This window comes from Streptomyces aurantiacus JA 4570 (assembly GCF_000414115.1).
GTDB classification, from domain to species: Bacteria; Actinomycetota; Actinomycetes; order Streptomycetales; family Streptomycetaceae; genus Streptomyces; species Streptomyces aurantiacus_A.
The window spans coordinates 1-16,919 of sequence record NZ_AOPZ01000215.1 but is presented as its reverse complement, the minus strand read 5'-3'; the positions used below and the strand labels follow the sequence as shown (position 1 = coordinate 16,919).

14 protein-coding genes are annotated in these 16,919 nt (G+C 71.8%); 10 read left to right on the top strand and 4 right to left on the bottom strand.

Going from position 1 to position 16,919, the window contains the following annotated elements; all coding sequences use genetic code 11:
* From STRAU_RS20830 to STRAU_RS20820, 3 genes are all read left to right on the top strand, one after another.
* A complete protein-coding gene (locus tag STRAU_RS20830) occupies window positions 1–651 on the top strand; it encodes an AIM24 family protein (protein WP_016642348.1) in 651 nt (216 codons plus the stop codon).
* The gene (locus STRAU_RS20825; protein WP_037660834.1) at window positions 648–1,466 is read left to right on the top strand and encodes an AIM24 family protein; all 819 of its coding nucleotides are present in this window, start codon (window positions 648–650) and stop codon (window positions 1,464–1,466) included. The genes STRAU_RS20830 and STRAU_RS20825 overlap by 4 nt, the downstream gene beginning before the upstream one ends.
* A 117-nt stretch (window positions 1,467–1,583) precedes the next feature.
* Window positions 1,584–2,057 carry a MarR family winged helix-turn-helix transcriptional regulator gene (locus STRAU_RS20820; protein ID WP_016642346.1) on the top strand — a complete coding sequence of 158 codons (474 nt, stop codon included), beginning with the start codon at window positions 1,584–1,586 and terminating at the stop codon, window positions 2,055–2,057.
* 183 nt (window positions 2,058–2,240) lie between these two features.
* Here the strand turns inward: STRAU_RS20820 and STRAU_RS20815 are convergent, their stop codons facing one another.
* Together STRAU_RS20815 and STRAU_RS20810 are read right to left on the bottom strand one after the other, a co-directional pair.
* On the bottom strand, window positions 2,241–3,845 hold the full coding sequence (locus STRAU_RS20815) for a sensor histidine kinase (protein WP_016642345.1): 1,605 nt from the start codon (window positions 3,843–3,845) through the stop codon (window positions 2,241–2,243).
* The gene (locus STRAU_RS20810; RefSeq protein WP_016642344.1) at window positions 3,842–4,519 is read right to left on the bottom strand and encodes a response regulator transcription factor; all 678 of its coding nucleotides are present in this window, start codon (window positions 4,517–4,519) and stop codon (window positions 3,842–3,844) included. The genes STRAU_RS20815 and STRAU_RS20810 overlap by 4 nt, the downstream gene beginning before the upstream one ends.
* 134 nt (window positions 4,520–4,653) lie before the next feature.
* Here STRAU_RS20810 and STRAU_RS20805 point away from each other — a divergent pair, with 134 nt between their 5' ends.
* Window positions 4,654–5,394 carry a PepSY domain-containing protein gene (locus tag STRAU_RS20805; RefSeq protein WP_016642343.1) on the top strand — a complete coding sequence of 247 codons (741 nt, stop codon included), beginning with the start codon at window positions 4,654–4,656 and terminating at the stop codon, window positions 5,392–5,394.
* A gap of 334 nt (window positions 5,395–5,728) precedes the next feature.
* On the opposite strand, the gene meaB is transcribed toward STRAU_RS20805, so the two are convergent.
* Together meaB and STRAU_RS20795 are read right to left on the bottom strand one after the other, a co-directional pair.
* A complete protein-coding gene (meaB, locus tag STRAU_RS20800) occupies window positions 5,729–6,685 on the bottom strand; it encodes a methylmalonyl Co-A mutase-associated GTPase MeaB (RefSeq protein WP_016642342.1) in 957 nt (318 codons plus the stop codon).
* A gap of 56 nt (window positions 6,686–6,741) precedes the next feature.
* Complete coding sequence (locus STRAU_RS20795) at window positions 6,742–7,944, bottom strand: acetyl-CoA C-acetyltransferase (protein WP_016642341.1); 1,203 nt, start codon at window positions 7,942–7,944, stop codon at window positions 6,742–6,744.
* 147 nt (window positions 7,945–8,091) lie between these two features.
* Between STRAU_RS20795 and mce the strand changes: the two genes are divergently transcribed.
* The 6 genes from mce to STRAU_RS20765 all read left to right on the top strand — a co-directional run bounded on the left by mce (window position 8,092) and on the right by STRAU_RS20765 (window position 16,899).
* Window positions 8,092–8,532 (top strand): methylmalonyl-CoA epimerase, encoded by a 441-nt coding sequence (mce, locus tag STRAU_RS20790; RefSeq protein WP_016642340.1) that lies wholly within the window; start codon window positions 8,092–8,094, stop codon window positions 8,530–8,532.
* A 248-nt stretch (window positions 8,533–8,780) separates the two neighbouring features.
* Window positions 8,781–12,665: a polarized growth protein Scy gene (gene scy, locus STRAU_RS20785; RefSeq protein ID WP_016642339.1), complete on the top strand. Its 3,885-nt coding sequence runs from the start codon at window positions 8,781–8,783 to the stop codon at window positions 12,663–12,665.
* Between the two features lie 183 nt (window positions 12,666–12,848).
* Window positions 12,849–13,784, top strand: a complete 936-nt coding sequence (locus STRAU_RS20780) for a coiled-coil domain-containing protein (RefSeq protein ID WP_016642338.1) — start codon at window positions 12,849–12,851, stop codon at window positions 13,782–13,784.
* Between the two features lie 88 nt (window positions 13,785–13,872).
* Window positions 13,873–14,820 carry an ABC transporter ATP-binding protein gene (locus STRAU_RS20775; protein WP_037660832.1) on the top strand — a complete coding sequence of 316 codons (948 nt, stop codon included), beginning with the start codon at window positions 13,873–13,875 and terminating at the stop codon, window positions 14,818–14,820.
* 3 nt (window positions 14,821–14,823) lie between these two features.
* On the top strand, window positions 14,824–15,594 hold the full coding sequence (locus STRAU_RS20770) for an ABC transporter permease (protein ID WP_016642336.1): 771 nt from the start codon (window positions 14,824–14,826) through the stop codon (window positions 15,592–15,594).
* A gap of 114 nt (window positions 15,595–15,708) precedes the next feature.
* Window positions 15,709–16,899 carry an ABC transporter ATP-binding protein gene (locus STRAU_RS20765; RefSeq protein ID WP_016642335.1) on the top strand — a complete coding sequence of 397 codons (1,191 nt, stop codon included), beginning with the start codon at window positions 15,709–15,711 and terminating at the stop codon, window positions 16,897–16,899.
* Window positions 16,900–16,919 lie beyond the last annotated feature (20 nt).

Here is a 16,919-nt window from a genome sequence, read left to right as displayed (position 1 = left end):
ATGCCGTTCCGTGAGGTCAACGCGAAGATGGTCGAGGCGACCGTGCAGCCGGGCGTCAAGATGTTCAGCCAGCGCGGCGCCATGATCGCCTATAAGGGGGACGTCTCCTTCACCCCCAACATCAGCGGTGGCCAGGGCGGCCTGATGTCCATGATCGGGCGTCGGCTCGCCAACGAACAGGTCCCGCTGATGACCGTGGAGGGCGACGGCACGGTCATGTTCGGGCACGGCGGCCACCACGTCCATGTGATCAGCCTGGCCGGCGACACGATGCATGTGGAGGCGGACCGCCTGCTCGCCTTCGACGGCACCCTCCAGCAGGGCACGATGTTCCTCGGCTCGCAGGGCGGCGTGATGGGCATGGTGCGCGGCCAGGTCTCGGGCCAGGGCCTGTTCACGACGACGCTCAAGGGCCATGGCGCGGTCGCCGTGATGGCGCACGGCGGAGTCGTCGAGCTGCCCATCACCCCCCAGCGCCCGGTGCACGTCGACCCCCAGTCGTACGTGGCGCACCACGGGGACGTGCGCAACAAGCTGTCCACGGCGCTCGGCTGGCGCGACATGGTGGGCCGCGGCTCGGGCGAGGCGTTCCAGCTCGAGTTCAGCGGCCACGGCGTGGTGTACGTCCAGGCATCGGAGGAGAAGCTGTGAGCACGCCCGTGATCTTCGACCCGATGACGCTCCCGAGCGACGACAACGTCAACGCGTACACCTTCTGCGTGGAGCTGACCGGCGGCCAGTGGTTCCTGCAGAAGGGCAAGATGATCGCCTACTACGGGCGCATCGACTTCAACGGCATCGGGCACGGCCGCCTCGACCGCCTCGTGCGCACGTCCTTCCACTCCCCGCTGCACGCGAGCGACTGGGTGGTGGCCGAGGGCCAGGGCAAGATGCTCCTCGCCGACCGCGCCTTCGACGTGAACTCGTACGACCTCGAGAACGGCAACCTCACCATCCGCGCGGGCAATCTCCTCGCTTTTCAGCCAACTCTCGCGCTGAAGCAGTCCATCGTGCCGGGTTTTCTCACCCTGATCGGGACCGGCAAGTTCGTGGCGGTGTCGAGCGGTCCGGTGGTCTTCATGGAGCCGCCGATCCGGGTGGACCCGCAGGCCCTGGTCGGCTGGGCGGACTGCCCCTCGCCCTGCCATCACTACGACCACCAGTACATGACCGGAGTGATCGGCGGCCTCCGCGCCCTCACCGGGATCGGCGGCACCTCCGGCGAGGAGCACCAGTTCGAGTTCGTGGGCGCGGGCACGGTGCTGCTGCAGTCCTCGGAGGCCCTGATGGCGGAGACGGCGACGGGCGCGGTGCCGCACCAGGACGGAGTGCCGGGCGGACACGGCGGTCAGGGGGCTCAGGGCTCATCGGGGCAGCGGGGGCAACATGGCCAACGTGGACAGCAGCCGCAGGGACCGCGCCTTCCCGGACAACTAGGGGACCTCCAGCGTCGCTTCGGCCTGTGAGCGGTAGTCTGCGGAGTGTGACGGCGAACGCCTGTACCCCTCGAAATCCGAGGGGTGCGAGGTGCGTCACACCCCGACACTCGTTCACCATTCAACTTCTTAGGTAGAATCGATTCCATGGAGACCGAGACGGCCCCGCAGTGGCTGACCGACGAGGAACAGTGCGCCTGGCGTACCCACGTAGAGGTCAACAGGATGCTGACGTATCAGCTCGAGAAGGATCTCCAACCGTTCAATCTCACCATGAACGACTACGACATCCTCGTGCATCTCTCAGAGTCCGACGACCACCGGATGCGCATGAGCGACCTCGCGGCCGCGACCCTGCAGTCCAAGAGCCGGCTCTCCCACCAGATCACCCGCATGGAGAACGCGGGCCTGGTCCGCCGGGAGAACTGCGAGTCCGACCGGCGCGGACTGTTCACCGTACTGACCGACGAGGGCATGGAGACGATGAAGCGCGTCGCGCCGCACCACGTGGCGTCCGTGCGGCAGCACTTCGTCGACCTGATCTCACCGGAGGCGCTCAGCGACCTGCACAAGGCGCTCACGCCGATCGCGGAGCACCTGCGCGGGTTGCGCGGTAAGTGACGCTGGGCGCTGTGCCGTAGCCGGGTCCGGTCCGGGGTTGGGGGACCCCGGGGCCCCGGCGCCCCTTGGGGGGTGGCCGTCCAGCAGGTCCGTGTCTTCCCTGCGGGCCGTCGGGGGCTGGGCGCGCCCACGCGGCGGAGCCGCACATGTCAGAGCCCCGCGCCCCTTTGGGGCGCGCTTCCCTCAGGGCGCCCTCGTGTCGTCCGTCGCTCGCGGCAGGCGCAGGGTGAACTGGGCGCCGCCGTCCGGGGACTCGTCCACCGTCAGCGTTCCGTCGTGGCGCGTAGCCACGTCGCGGGCGATGGCGAGGCCGAGGCCCGCGCCTCCCTCGTCGCGGCTGCGCGCGTCGTCGAGCCGCACGAACCGCTCGAAGATCCGCTCCCGCTCCTCGGGCGGCACCCCGTCGCCGTCGTCGGCCACCTCAAGGACCGCCCACGCCCCGTCGGTACGGGTGGTGACCGTGACCCGGGACCGGGTGTGCCGCTGCGCGTTGGTCACCAGATTGCCGAGCACCCGCGCCAACTGACCGCGAGAACCGGCCACTTCCACGCTCTCCAGATCCGTCGTGACGGCCACCCGGTCCCCGGTGCGCTGCGACAGCTCCTCACGGGCCAGGGCCGCGAGATCCACGCGTCCCCGGCCCGGCTTCTCCCCGGCGTCCAGGCGGGCGAGCAGCAGCAGGTCGGCGGCCAGCTCCTGGAGGCGCACGGTGTCCTGGACGGCGCCGGGCACGTCCAGCAACTCCGGGTGGGCGGCGCCCACTTCGAGCTGGGTGCGCAGGGAAGCGATGGGGCTGCGCAGTTCGTGCGAGGCGTCGGCGACGAACCGTCGCTGGCGCTCCACGGACGTCTGCAGGGCAGCGAGGGTCTCGTTCGTGGTCCGGGCCAGGCGCGCGATCTCGTCGTGCGTGTCCGGCTCGGGCACCCGGCGGGCCAGATCCTCCGAGGCGGTGATCGCGGCCATCTCGGCGCGGATCGCGTCGACGGGTCCCAGGGCGCGGCGCGTCACCAGCCAGGTGACGCCCGCGATCACGGCGAGCAGCACCGGGAAGCCGATCAGCATCGCGGTCAACGCCGTGGTGACGGCGCTCTGTTCGGCGGTCAGCGGGGCGCCCGCGTGGACGGTCAGCTCACCCTTCGACCCGGTGTCCACGCGCACCGCGGCGAAGCGGTAGTCCTGGGTCTCGCCGTCGACCCGCGCCGAGCCCTCGCTGCTGCGGGTCTTGTCGGAGATGTCGCCGGGTTCGAGAGAGGAATCGCCGTCTCCGGCCGCGTCCTCCGCCGCGTCCTCGGCGGCTTCCTTCCGGTCCTCGGCGGCCTCCTGCTGGTCGCTCTTCTCGCTCTCGTCGTCCTTGTCGTCGCTGTCGTCGGCGTCGTCGCCCGTGTCCGTGGGGGCGGGCTTCTCCGTCGGGCTGCCCGTGGGCTTCCCGGTCGGCTTCGCGCTGGGCGCGGGGGCCCGCGGGCCCGGATCGGGGCGTACGTCGCCGACTCCGGTGCCCGTCACCCGCTCCAGGTCGTCGCTGGCCGCGACAAGGCGGCCCTTCTCGTTCACGACCTGGACGGGGTTGTCCTCGCCGTCGGGGAGGTCCAGATCGGCGTACGAGACGTCGGCGGCGAGCTGCGCCGCCACCTTGCGGGCGGCCGACTCGGCCTGGGTGTCGGCCTGGTCGACCAGGCTGGAGCGCAGCGAGAGCAGCACGGCCGCGCCCGCGGCGACCAGGGCGAGCGCCACGACGAGGGTCGCGCCCACGGTGGCGCGGGCGCGCACGGACCCGAACAGCCTTCTCATCGGGGGGCCTCCAGGCGGTAGCCGGCGCCGCGGACCGTCTTGATGAGCGCGGCGCCGAGCTTGCGGCGCAGGGCGCTCACGTACACCTCGACGATGTTGGGATCGCCCTCGTACGCGAAGTCCCAGACGTGGTCCAGGATGTCGCCCTTGGACACCACCTGGCCCGCCCGCAGGACCAGCTGCTCCAGGACCGCGAACTCCTTCGCGGTGAGGGTGATCTCGGTGCCGCCCTCGCCGTCCGGGTCCCGGAAGACGCGGCGGGCGGCGGTGTCGATCTTCAGGTCGCCCAGCCTGTGGACGGGCGACGGGGACGCGGCGCGGCGGCGCAGCAGGGCCTTCACGCGGGCGACGAGGACGACGTACGAGAAGGGCTTGGTGAGGTAGTCGTCGGCGCCGGTGTCCAGGCCCTCGGCCTCGTCGTACTCGCCGTCCTTGGCGGTGAGCATCAGGATCGGTACGTCGTGGCCGGCGGCGCGCAGCGTCGAGCAGACGCGGTAGCCGTTCATGCCCGGGAGCATGATGTCCAGGATGACCAGGTCGTACGTGCCCTCGGTGGCGCGGTGCAGACCGTCCACGCCGTCGTGGACGACGTCGACGGCGTAGCCCTCGGCCATCAGGCCCTTGGCCAGGGACAGGGCCAGTCGCTTCTCGTCTTCCACGATCAACAGGCGCATGCGCCCAGGATGCCCGAGGGAACCTGAAGAGTTCTTCAGGGTCCTTCAGGGGGGCTTCAGGATCGCTCGGCCAGATTGGTTCTCGTCGGAACGGACGGCCCCACGACGGGGCCAACCACTCGGGAGGAACCCTCATGAAGCGCAACATCGTCATCGCCACCATCGCCGCCGCGGCGCTCGTCTCGGGCGGAACGGCGACGGCCTTCGCGCTGGGCGGCGACGACGAGCCGTCCGCCGCCGGCAAGTCCAGCGTGCAGCTGAAGAACGACGACGACCGCGGTGACCGCTACGACGACCGCGACGACCACGACGGCGCGGACGACACGGACGACGACGGCAAGGACGACGCCCGCGACGACCGGGACGACGCCCGCGAGGACGCCCGCGAGGCCCAGGGCGACAAGGCGGAGAACGCCGCCGAGGTGAAGGGCGCCAAGGTGGGCGCCGCCGAGGCGATCGCCGCCGCGCTGAAGTCCACACCCGGGACCGCGGTCTCCGCGGACCTCGACGACGAGAACGGCGGCCTGATCTGGGACGTCGACGTCGTGGGCAAGGACGGGCGCACCTGGCACAGCGTCGAGATCGACCCGGGTACGGGCAAGGTGCTCGGCTCGCACGTCGAGCGCGACGACGACGCTGACGACGCCGCGGAGGACGCGCGGGTCGCGTCGGCCGTCAAGGGTGCGTCGGTGTCCGCCGGTGAGGCGGCGAAGGCTGCCTCCGGCAAGGGTGCGGTGACCTCCGTGGACGTCGACGATGACGCTGCCCGGGTGGGCTCCTGGGACGTCGAGACCACGTCGGCCTCCGGCGCCGAGGCCCACTGGAGCGTTGACCTGAACTCCGGCAAGGTCACCGTCGACCGCTCGGAGGACTGACCCCGCCGCTTCGCGGCGGATGCTCTCCCACCCGTCCACCCGTTTACTGCGTACCGACAGGTGCAGCGGGGGTGGGCGGGCTACCCCCAGACGTGAACATCAGCCAAGCCCTCGCCACCCTCGGTGGCGGGGGCCGCTCGGCGTCTGTGGGCAGTCAGTGGGCAACCGGCTCCCCCACCCTGCGGCCAGCCCCGCCGCCACTTCCCGCTGTGGGCGGCCACTCCGCCGTCTCCCGCTGTGGGCAGCTGGGCCGCCAGGGGCGGCACGGGTGGGCACAGCCCAGGCCCACGGTGCCCTCACGTCAACGGCGAATCCGCCCGGCCCCGGGTGTCACCTAGGACGACGTCAGCCCTTCCACCAGCGAGTCCGCCGCCGCGTAAGGATCCAGCTCCCCCGCCACGATCCGCTCCGCCAAAGCGCCGAGCCGCACGTCCCCGTGCAGGTCGGCGATCCGCTCGCGCAGCGCGGTGACCGCGATGGCCTCGACCTCGCCCGCCGCGCGGGCGATCCGCCGCGAGGCGAGGACCCCCCGCTCCTCCATCCACGCCCGGTGCTTCTCCAGCGCCTCGACCAGCTCGTCGGTCCCCTCGCCCCGGGCCGCGACGGTCTTGACGATGGGCGGCCGCCAGTCCCCGGCGGACCGGGACTCCCCGAGGCCGAGCATGTGGTTCAGCTCGCGGGCGGTCGCGTCGGCCCCGTCCCGGTCGGCCTTGTTGACCACGTACACATCGCCGATCTCCAGGATTCCGGCCTTCGCCGCCTGGATGCCGTCGCCCATCCCGGGCGCGAGCAGCACCACGGACGTGTCGGCCTGCGAGGCGATCTCCACCTCGGACTGGCCGACGCCCACCGTCTCCACGATGATCACGTCGCAGCCGGCCGCGTCGAGGACGCGGATGGCCTGCGGCGCGGCCCAGGCGAGCCCGCCCAGATGCCCACGGGTCGCCATGGAGCGGATGTAGACGCCGGGGTCGGAGGCGTGCTCCGACATCCGGACGCGGTCGCCGAGCAGCGCGCCGCCGGAGAACGGCGACGAGGGGTCGACGGCGAGCACACCGACCCGCTTCCCGGCCCGCCGGTACGCGCTCACCAGCGCCGACGTCGACGTGGACTTGCCGACGCCCGGCGATCCGGTGAGCCCGACGACGTACGCGTTCCCGGCCAGCGGAGCGAGCGCCGCCATCACCTCACGGAGCTGCGGCGACGCCCCCTCGACCAGGGAGATCAGCCGGGCCACGGCCCGCGGCCTGCCCACGCGGGCCTGCTCGACCAGGGAGGGGACGTCCTGCATTGCGGCTCCGTTCCGTACGTATACGAGCAAGCGTCAGCGGCACCAGGAGGCCGGCGTCAGCCCTTCGCCACCTTCAGGATGAGCGCGTCACCCTGACCGCCGCCGCCGCACAGCGCCGCCGCGCCGACACCGCCGCCGCGCCGCTTCAGCTCCAGGGCCAGGTGCAGTACGAGGCGCGCGCCGGACATGCCGATCGGGTGACCCAGGGCGATGGCTCCGCCGTTGACGTTCACCTTTTCCGTGGACACCCCGAGGTCCTTCATTGACTGGACGGTGACGGCGGCGAACGCCTCGTTGATCTCGATGAGGTCGAGCTTCTCGACGCCGATGCCCTCCTTCTTCAGGGCGTGCTGGATCGCGTTGGACGGCTGCGACTGGAGGGAGTTGTCGGGTCCTGCGACGTTGCCGTGCGCGCCGATCTCCGCGATCCAGGCGAGGCCGAGCTCCTCGGCCTTGGCCTTGCTCATCACGACCACCGCGGCCGCGCCGTCGGAGATCTGCGAGGCGGTGCCGGCCGTGATCGTGCCGTCCTTGGCGAACGCCGGGCGCAGCTTGCCGAGGGTCTCGGCGGTCGTCTCGGCGCGGATGCCCTCGTCGCGGGAGACGAGCACCGGCTCGCCCTTGCGCTGCGGGACCTCGACGGGGGTGATCTCGGCGTCGAAGATGCCGTTCTTCTGGGCGGCGGCGGCGCGCTGGTGGGAGAGGGCGCCGATCTCGTCCTGCTCGGGGCGGGCGATGCCGAGGCGGGTGTTGTGCTTCTCCGTGGACTCGCCCATGGCGATGTTCTCGAAGGGGTCGGTGAGGCCGTCGTGCGCCATCGCGTCGAGCATCTCGATCGCACCGTACTTGTAGCCCTCGCGGGACTTGGGGAGCAGGTGCGGGGCGTTGGTCATGGACTCCTGGCCGCCCGCGACCACGATGTCGAACTCGCCCGCGCGGATGAGCTGGTCGGCGAGCGCGATCGCGTCCAGGCCGGAGAGGCACACCTTGTTGACGGTGAGCGCGGGGACGCTCATGGGGATGCCGGCCTTGACCGCCGCCTGGCGCGCCGGGATCTGCCCCGCCCCGGCCTGGAGCACCTGACCCATGATCACGTACTGCACCTGGTCGCCGCCGATGCCGGCCCGGTCCAGCGCGGCCTTGATGGCGAAACCTCCGAGGTCCGCGCCGGAGAAGGACTTGAGCGAGCCGAGCAGACGCCCCATGGGCGTGCGCGCGCCCGCGACGATCACTGAGGTGGTTCCGGTCGTTCCAGACATGTGGCACGGCCCCTTCCAGCTGGGGAGCTGAGGAGAGTGAACGAGGGTTTACTCGAATGTACTGAGCGGTACGGCGCCCGTCACCGGCCAGCCGGTGTGATCGCGCGCACGTTGCGTAATCACGGCCGGGCGCGCTGCACTTGAGGCATGCTGACGCGAATCGATCACATTGGGATCGCCTGCCGAAATCTCGACGAGACCGTCGAGTTCTATCGTGCTACGTACGGCTTCGAGGTGTTCCACACCGAAGTCAACGAAGAGCAGGGCGTGCGTGAGGCCATGCTGAAGATCAACGAGACGTCCGACGGCGGCGCCTCCTACCTCCAGCTCCTGGAGCCCACGCGGGAGGACTCCGCCGTGGGCAAGTGGCTGGCCAAGAACGGGGAGGGCGTGCACCACATCGCCTTCGGCACGGCGGACGTCGACGGCGACGCCGCGGCCATCAAGGACAAGGGCGTGCGGGTGCTGTACGAAGAGCCGCGCATCGGGTCCATGGGGTCCCGGATCACCTTCCTGCACCCCAAGGACTGTCACGGAGTCCTCACCGAACTCGTCACTTCCGCGCCCGCCGAACAGCCGGAGCACTGACCCCCACATATCCGGGCCGGTAGGGTTGGGGGCGGCCGTCCGAACCGTGGGCGGTCGCTTGCCGGGGTCCGGGTTTCGGGGGACGAGCATCGGGGCAGCAGCCCGAGCTCCGCTGTTGATCTGACACCATTCCCCGGGGGCCCCGTTCGTCGGCTGGGCGGGGCTCGTACGTCAGGGACATGAGACCGGAGTGGGGTCTCCCCTGCTCGAGCGAAAGCCGAGAGCTTGGGGAAGGATGGGACCGCGCAGTGCGGGGCTACGAGAGCCAGGACAGCCGGCGACCGGCTGAGGCCGACCATCTCTCACGGTTCGAGGCCGAGATGGACCGGCTGAAGACCGAGCGGGAGAAGGCCGTCCAGCACGCCGAGGACCTCGGCTACCAGGTCGAGGTGTTGCGCGCCAAGCTGCACGAGGCGCGCCGCAACCTCGCGAACCGCCCTGCCTACGACAGCGCGGACATCGGCTATCAGGCCGAGCAGTTGCTGCGGAACGCCCAGATCCAGGCCGAGCAGTTGCGCGCCGACGCCGAGCGGGAGCTGCGCGAGGCGCGCGCCCAGACCCAGCGCATCCTCCAGGAGCACGCCGAGCAGCAGGCCCGCCTGCAGTCCGAGTTGCACGCCGAGGCCGTGTCCCGGCGCCAGCAGCTCGACCAGGAGCTGAGCGAGCGCCGCCAGACCGTCGAGTCGCACGTCAACGAGAACGTGGCGTGGGCCGAGCAACTGCGCGCCCGCACCGAGCAGCAGGCCCGCCGGCTCCTCGAGGAGTCGCGCGCCGAGGCCGACCAGGCCCTCGCCGCCGCCCGCGCCGAGGCCGAGCGCGTCGCCGAGCAGGCCCGCCAGCGGCTGACGGCCGACGCCGAGAGCGCCCGTGCCGAAGCGGAAGCGATCCTGCGCCGCGCCCGCACCGACGCCGAGCGGCTCCTGAACGCCGCCTCCACCCAGGCCCAGGAGGCCACCGACCACGCCGAGGCGCTGCGCTCGTCCACCGCGACCGAGTCCGACCAGGCCCGCCGTCAGGCCGCCGAGCTGAGCCGCGGCGCCGAGCAGCGCATGGCGGAGGCCGAGACCGCGCTGCGTGAGGCGCGCGCGGAGGCCGACAAGGTGGTCGCCGAGGCGAAGGAGGCCGCGGCCAAGCAGCTCGCGTCCGCCGAGGCCGCGGGCGAGCAGCGCACCCGTACGGCGAAGGAGCAGGTGGCCCGGCTCGTCGGCGAGGCCACCAAGGAGGCCGAGGCGGCGAAGGAGGCGGCCGAGCAGAAGCTCCAGGACGCCCGGGACGAGGCCGAGAAGCTGATCGCGGAGGCCGCCGAGAAGGCCCGCTCGATCACCGCCGAGGAGACCGCCTCGGAGATCGCGAAGGCCGCGCGGACCGCCGAGGAGGTCCTGGACAAGGCGTCCGAGGAGGCGAAGGCGACCACGCGCGCCGCCGCCGAGGAGGCCGAGCGGGTCCGTGCCGAGGCGGAGGCCGAGGCAGACCGGCTGCGCAGCGAGGCGCACGACATCGCCGAGCAGCTCAAGGGCGCGGCGAAGGACGACACCAAGGAGTACCGCGCCAAGACGGTCGAGCTGCAGGAGGAGGCGCGCCGGCTGCGCGGCGAGGCCGAGCAGCTGCGGGCCGACGCGGTCGCCGAGGGCGAGAAGATCCGTGGCGAGGCGCGGCGCGAGGCCGTCCAGCAGATCGAGGAGGCGGCGCGCTCCGCCGAGGAGCTGCTCGGCAAGGCGAAGGCCGACGCGGAGGAGGCCCGCCAGGCCGCGACCACCGAGGCCGAGCGGGTCCGCACGGAAGCCATAGAGCGGGCCACGTCGCTGCGCAAGCAGGCCGAGGAGACCCTGGAGCGCACCCGCGCGGAGGCCGAGCGGCACCGCACGGAGGCCACCGAGCAGGCCGAGACCGTCAAGTCCGAGGCCGAGGCCGCCGCGCAGGCGCTGCGCGAGGAGACCGAGCGTGCCGTCGCGGCCCGCAAGGCCGAGGCCGACGCCGAGCTGGCCCGGCTGCACACGGAGGCCGAGGAGCGCCTGGCGGCCGCCGAGCAGGCGCTGACCGACGCGCGCGAGGAGGCCGAGCGGCTGCGCCGGGAGGCCGCCGAGGAGACGGAGCGGCTGCGCTCGGAGGCCGCCGAGCGGATCCGGACGCTGCAGTCGCAGGCGGAGACGGAGGCCGAGCGGCTGCGCACCGAGGCCGCCGCGGACGCCTCCCAGTCGCGCGCCGAGGGCGAGGCCGTCGCGGTGCGGCTGCGCTCGGAGGCCGCCGCCGAGGCGGAGCGGCTGAAGACCGAGGCGCAGGAGTCCGCGGACCGGGTGCGCGCGGAGGCCGCCGCGGCCGCCGAGCGGGTCGCCACGGAGGCCGCCGAGGCCCTGTCGGCCGCGCAGGAGGAGGCCACCCGCCGCCGCCGCGAGGCCGAGGAGACCCTCGGCGCGGCGCGCACCGAGGCCGACCAGGAGCGGGAGCGGGCGCGCGAGCAGAGCGAGGAGCTGCTGGCCTCGGCGCGCAAGCGCGTGGAGGAGGCGCAGGCCGAGGCGGTCCGCCTGGTCGAGGAGGCCGAGGCGCGGGCCACGGAGATGGTCTCGGCGGCCGAGCAGAAGGCCCAGTCGGTCCGGGACTCGGTGGCCGGTCTGCAGGAACAGGCGCAGGAGGAGATCGCGGGCCTGCGGTCGGCGGCCGAGCACGCCGCGGAGCGCACCCGGCAGGAGGCGCAGGACGAGGCGGACCGCGTCCGCGCCGACGCGTACGCCGAGCGGGAGCGCGCGAGCGAGGACGCGAGCCGCACCCGCAGCGAGGCCACGCAGGAGGCGGAGGCCGCCAAGTCCCTCGCGGAGCGCACGGTCGCGGAGGCCATCGCGGAGTCCGAGCGGCTGCGTTCGGACGCGTCCGAGCACGCCCAGCGGGTGCGCACGGAGGCGTCGGACACCATCGCGACGGCCGAGCAGGACGCCGCGCGCACCCGCGCCGACGCCCGCGAGGACGCCAACCGCATCCGCAACGACGCGGCGGGCCAGGCCGACACCCTGATCGGCGAGGCCCGCAGCGAGGCCGAGCGGCTCACCACGGAGACGATCACCGAGACCGACCGGCTCAAGGCCGACACCGCCGCCGAGGTGGAGCGGGTGCGCGCCGAGTCGGTCGCGAAGGCCGAGAAGCTGATCTCGGACGCGACGGGCGACGCCGAGCGGCTGCGCGCGGAGGCCGCGGAGAACGTCGGCTCGGCGCAGCAGCACGCGGAGCGCATTCGTACGGAGTCCGCGCGCGTCAAGGAGGAGGCCGACGCCGAGGCCGAGCGGACCAGGGCGCAGGCGCGCGAGGAGGCGGAGCGCACCCTCGACGAGGCGCGCAAGGAGGCCAACAAGCGTCGTACGGAGGCCGCGGAGCAGGTCGACAAGCTCATCACGGAGGCCGCGGCCGAGGCGGAGAAGCTCACCGCGGACGCCCAGGAGAAGGCGCTCAAGGCGACGACGGACGCGGAGGCGCAGGCCGACACGATGGTCGGCGCGGCCCGCAAGGAGGCCGAGCGCCTCGTCGCGGAGGCCACCGTCGAAGGCAACTCCCTGGTGGAGAAGGCGCGTACGGACGCGGACGAACTGCTCGTCGGCGCGCGCCGGGACGCCACCGCGATAAGGGAGCGGTCCGAGGAGCACCGCGAGCGCATCACCACCGAGATCGAGGAGCTGCACGAGCGGGCCCGGCGCGAGTCGGCGGAGGCGATGAAGACCGCGGGCGAGCGCTGCGACGCGCTGGTCAAGGCGGCCGAGGAGCAGTTGGCCGAGGCCGAGGCGAAGGCCAAGGAGCTGCGCGCGGAGGCCGATTCGGAGGCCAGCTCGGTGCGGATCTCCGCGGTGAAGAAGGCCGAGGGCCTGCTCAAGGAGGCCGAGACGAAGAAGGCCGAGCTGGTGCGTGAGGCCGAGCGGATCAGGAGCGAGGCACAGGCCGAGGCCGAGCGCGTGGTGGACGAGGGCAAGCGGGAGCTGGAGGTCCTCGTCCGGCGTCGCGCGGACATCAATGCGGAGATTTCCCGTGTCCAGGACGTGCTCGAGGCGTTGGAATCCTTTGAGGCCCCGCAGAGCGGCGGCAAGGACGGCGGCGTCAAGGCGGGGGCAGCGGCCGGCGCGACCCGTTCGGGTGGCAAGCCGTCAGAAGGCTAGCCAGGGGGCCAGTTCCGTGCTGGGCAGGGACCTTCGGCCCTGTCGCTGGCAAGCAGTCTGCCGGTTAGCCACTCAAAAGGGGTGTCATTCTCCAGATCAAACGGGCATACGCTCGATGACACGCCGCAACGCCCCCTAGGATTCCCTCTATCACCTCACCCGGTCTCATTCGACAGGAACCCCATGAGCGACACTTCCCCCTACGGCTTCGAGCTTGTGCGGCGTGGGTACGACCGCGCTCAGGTGGACGAACGTATCTCCAAGCTCGTCTCCGACCGAGACTCCGCTCTCACCCGAATCACTGCTCTGGAAAAGCGCATCGAGGAGCTCCACCTCGAGACGCAGAACGCCCAGGCCCAGGTCGCCGACGCCGAGCCGTCGTACGCCGGGCTCGGGGCCCGCGTCGAGAAGATCCTCCGCCTCGCCGAGGAGGAGGCGAAGGACCTGCGCGAGGAGGCGCGGCGCGCGGCCGAGCAGCACCGTGAGCTCGCCGAGTCCGCCGCCCAGCAGGTGCGCAACGACGCCGAGTCGTTCGCCGCCGAGCGCAAGTCCAAGGCCGAGGACGAGGGCGTCCGCATCGTCGAGAAGGCCAAGGGCGAGGCGAACGCGCTGCGCGCCGAGGCGCAGAAGGACGCGCAGTCCAAGCGCGAGGAGGCGGACGCCCTCTTCGAGGAGACCCGCGCCAAGGCCGCCCAGGCCGCCGCCGACTTCGAGACGAACCTCGCCAAGCGCCGCGAGCAGTCCGAGCGCGACCTGGCGTCCCGTCAGGCCAAGGCCGAGAAGCGCCTCGCGGAGATCGAGCACCGCGCGGAGCAGCTGCGCCTGGAGGCGGAGAAGCTGCGCACGGACGCCGAGCGCCGCGCCCGCCAGACCGTCGAGACCGCACAGCGCCAGGCCGAGGACATCGTCGCGGACGCGAACGCCAAGGCGGACCGCATCCGCAGCGAATCCGAGCGTGAGCTCGCGGCTCTCACCAACCGCCGCGACTCGATCAACGCCCAGCTCACGAACGTCCGCGAGATGCTCGCGACGCTCACCGGCGCGGCCGTCGCCGCCGCGGGCACGCCCGCCGAGGACGAGCCGATCTCGCGGGGGGTCCCGGCACAGCAGAGCCGCTGACGCGGAGCACATCAGCACGGGGTGAACGCGACGGAGCCCCCTGTCACGCCAAGTGGCAGGGGGCTTCGTCACGTCTTAGCGTGTGCGCATGATCGAGCTCGAGGGGCTGACCAAGCGGTACGGCGAGAAGGTCGCCGTCAACAACCTCACCTTCACCGTCCACCCGGGCATCGTCACGGGCTTCCTCGGGCCGAACGGCGCCGGCAAGTCGACGACGATGCGGATGATGCTGGGGCTCGACAACCCGACCGCGGGCGACGTGCGCATCGACGGCAAGCACTACGCCCAGCTCAAGGATCCGCTGAAGTACATCGGCGCGCTCCTCGACGCCAAGGCCATGCACGGCGGCCGCAGCGCCTTCAACCACCTCCTCTGTCTCGCGCAGTCCAACGGCATTCCGCGGGCGCGGGTGCACGAGGTGCTCGACACCGTGGGTCTGACGGCGGTCGCCAGGAAGAAGGCGAAGGGCTTCTCGCTCGGCATGGGCCAGCGCCTGGGCATCGCGGGCGCGCTGCTCGGCGACCCCGAGATCCTGATGTTCGACGAGCCCGTCAACGGACTCGACCCCGAGGGCATCCACTGGATCCGGAACCTGATGAAGTCCCTTGCCGCACAAGGGCGTACGGTCTTCGTCTCCTCGCACCTGATGAGCGAGATGGCCCTCACCGCCGACCACCTCGTCGTCATCGGCCAGGGCCGGCTCCTCGCGGACACCTCCATGGCGGACTTCATCCGGCAGAACTCGCGGTCGTACGTCCGGCTGCGCTCCCCGCAGCGGGAGCGGCTGCTCGACGTGCTGCACCAGTCCGGGATCACCGCCGTCGAGGCGGCGGGCGGCACCCTCGAAGTCGACGGCACCGGCCCGGAGCGGCTCGGTGAGCTCGCCGCGCAGCACCAGCTCGTCCTGCATGAACTCAGCCCGCAGCAGGCGTCGTTGGAGGAAGCGTTCATGCAGCTCACGGCGGAGTCGGTGGAGTACCACGCGCACGCGGACCATCAGGGCTCCGGCTGGCAGCAGCCGCGGAAGGGGAACTGAGCCATGGCCGCGACGCAGGTACTGAAGTCGGAGTGGACCAAGATCCGCTCGGTCTCCTCGACGGTGTGGACGCTCGGCCTCGCCGTCGTCGTCACCATCGCCCTCGGGACGCTCATCAGCATCCTGTCGAAGAACGACTACGACAGCCTCAGCCGCGAGGACAAGATCACCTTCGACCCGACGTTCATCAGCTTCGCCGGGATGTCCCTGGGCCAGCTCGCGATGATCGTCTTCGGTGTCCTGGTGGTCTCGAACGAGTACAGCACCGGCATGATCCGCACCTCGCTCGCGGCCGTCCCGCAGCGCGCCACGTTCCTGTTCAGCAAGGTCGCGGTCGCCACGGTGCTCGCGTTCGTGGTCGGCCTCGCCACCAGCTTCGCCTCGTTCTTCCTCGGCCAGGCGATGCTCGGCGAGTACCGGGCGCAGATCGGCGACCCCGGCGTGCTGCGGGCGGTCATCGGCGGCGGGCTCTACATGACGCTCATCGCGATGTTCTCGATGGGCGTCGCCGCGATGCTGCGCAGCCCGATGCTCTCGCTCGGCATCCTGATGCCGTTCTTCTTCCTGATCTCCAGCATCCTGGGCAACGTCTCGGCGACGAAGAAGATCGGCCGCTTCCTGCCGGACCAGGCCGGCAGCAGGATCATGCAGGTCAAGACGCCGTTCGACGACGACACTCCGTACGGCCCGTGGGGCGGCCTCGGCATCATGGTGGCGTGGACGGCGGCGGCCCTCATCGGCGGCTACGTACTACTAAAGAAGCGGGATGCTTAGACGAAGGGCGAGGTTTTACCTGCTCTTGGCTGGAACCGTCAGTTCACAGATATCCTCCTAACCCTTACGGGGGCGTGTGCCCCGACGTCCTGAACCATTCGATGGGTGCGGAGAATGATCGAGGCAGTCGGCCTGACGAAGCGCTACGGCGCCAAGACAGCCGTGTACAACCTTTCCTTCCAGGTGCGGCCCGGCACCGTGACCGGCTTCCTCGGCCCCAACGGGTCCGGCAAGTCCACGACGATGCGGATGATCCTCGGGCTCGACGCGCCCTCGCAGGGGCAGGTGACGATCGGCGGCTACCCGTACCGGAAGCTGCCGAACGCGCCCCGCCAGGTCGGCGCCCTGCTCGACGCCAAGGCGGTGCACGGCGGCCGGCACGCCCGCAACCACCTGCTCTGCCTCGCGCAGCTCTCCGGCATCCCGGCCCGGCGCGTGGACGAGGTGCTCGGCGTCGTCGGCCTCCAGGAGGTGGCGAAGAAGCGCTCCAAGGGCTTCTCGCTGGGCATGGGCCAGCGACTCGGCATCGCCGCGGCGCTGCTCGGCGACCCCCAGGTGCTGCTCTTCGACGAGCCGGTCAACGGCCTCGACCCCGAGGGCATCCTGTGGGTGCGCAACCTGATGAAGTCGCTCGCGGCGGAGGGACGTACCGTCTTCGTCTCCTCGCACCTGATGAGCGAGATGGCGCTGACCGCCGAGCACCTGATCGTCATCGGCCGCGGCCAGCTGCTCGCCGACATGAGCGTCAGGGACTTCATCTCGGCGAACTCCGCCGACTTCGCGCGGGTGCGCACGCCGGACACCGACCCGCAGCAGCGCGAGAAGCTGACCTCCGCGCTCACCGAGGCCGGCGGCCAGGTGCTGCCCGAGCAGGACGGGGCGCTGCGCGTCACCGGCCTGCCGCTGCCCCGCATCAGCGACCTCGCGCACGGCGCGGACGTCCGCCTGTGGGAGCTCTCGCCGCACCAGGCGTCGCTGGAAGAGGCGTACATGCGCATGACGCAGGGCGCCGTCGACTACCGCTCGACGATCGACCAGCGCGCCGGTCTGCAGGAGCAGCTCCCGCCCGGTGCCGTGCCGCAGCCGCAGCTTCCCGTGCCCGGCCAGGGCCAGCAGGGCTGGTACGCCCCGCCGCCGCCCCAGCAGGGCGGGCAGCCCTTCGCGATGCCGCAGGGCGCGCCCGCCGCGCCCGCCCCCGGCGACGCGAACCCGTACGCCGCGGCCCCGCAGCCCCCGGCCGGGGCCCCCTCGCCCGCCCCCGAGATGACCAAGCGCGCCACCGACAACGAGGATGCAGCCCGATGACCACGCCTCCGACTCCGCAG

Bases quoted from the DNA above. Each gene is read 5' to 3' on its own strand.
- STRAU_RS20830 (WP_016642348.1), top strand. From the start codon at position 1: ATGCCGTTCCGTGAGGTCAACGCGAAGATGGTCGAGGCGACCGTGCAG.
- STRAU_RS20820 (WP_016642346.1), top strand. From the start codon at position 1,584: ATGGAGACCGAGACGGCCCCGCAGTGGCTGACCGACGAGGAACAGTGC.
- STRAU_RS20815 (WP_016642345.1), bottom strand. From the start codon at position 3,845: ATGAGAAGGCTGTTCGGGTCCGTGCGCGCCCGCGCCACCGTGGGCGCG.
- STRAU_RS20810 (WP_016642344.1), bottom strand. From the start codon at position 4,519: ATGCGCCTGTTGATCGTGGAAGACGAGAAGCGACTGGCCCTGTCCCTG.
- STRAU_RS20805 (WP_016642343.1), top strand. From the start codon at position 4,654: ATGAAGCGCAACATCGTCATCGCCACCATCGCCGCCGCGGCGCTCGTC.
- meaB (WP_016642342.1), bottom strand. From the start codon at position 6,685: ATGCAGGACGTCCCCTCCCTGGTCGAGCAGGCCCGCGTGGGCAGGCCG.
- STRAU_RS20795 (WP_016642341.1), bottom strand. From the start codon at position 7,944: ATGTCTGGAACGACCGGAACCACCTCAGTGATCGTCGCGGGCGCGCGC.
- mce (WP_016642340.1), top strand. From the start codon at position 8,092: ATGCTGACGCGAATCGATCACATTGGGATCGCCTGCCGAAATCTCGAC.
- STRAU_RS20780 (WP_016642338.1), top strand. From the start codon at position 12,849: ATGAGCGACACTTCCCCCTACGGCTTCGAGCTTGTGCGGCGTGGGTAC.
- STRAU_RS20775 (WP_037660832.1), top strand. From the start codon at position 13,873: ATGATCGAGCTCGAGGGGCTGACCAAGCGGTACGGCGAGAAGGTCGCC.
- STRAU_RS20770 (WP_016642336.1), top strand. From the start codon at position 14,824: ATGGCCGCGACGCAGGTACTGAAGTCGGAGTGGACCAAGATCCGCTCG.
- STRAU_RS20765 (WP_016642335.1), top strand. From the start codon at position 15,709: ATGATCGAGGCAGTCGGCCTGACGAAGCGCTACGGCGCCAAGACAGCC.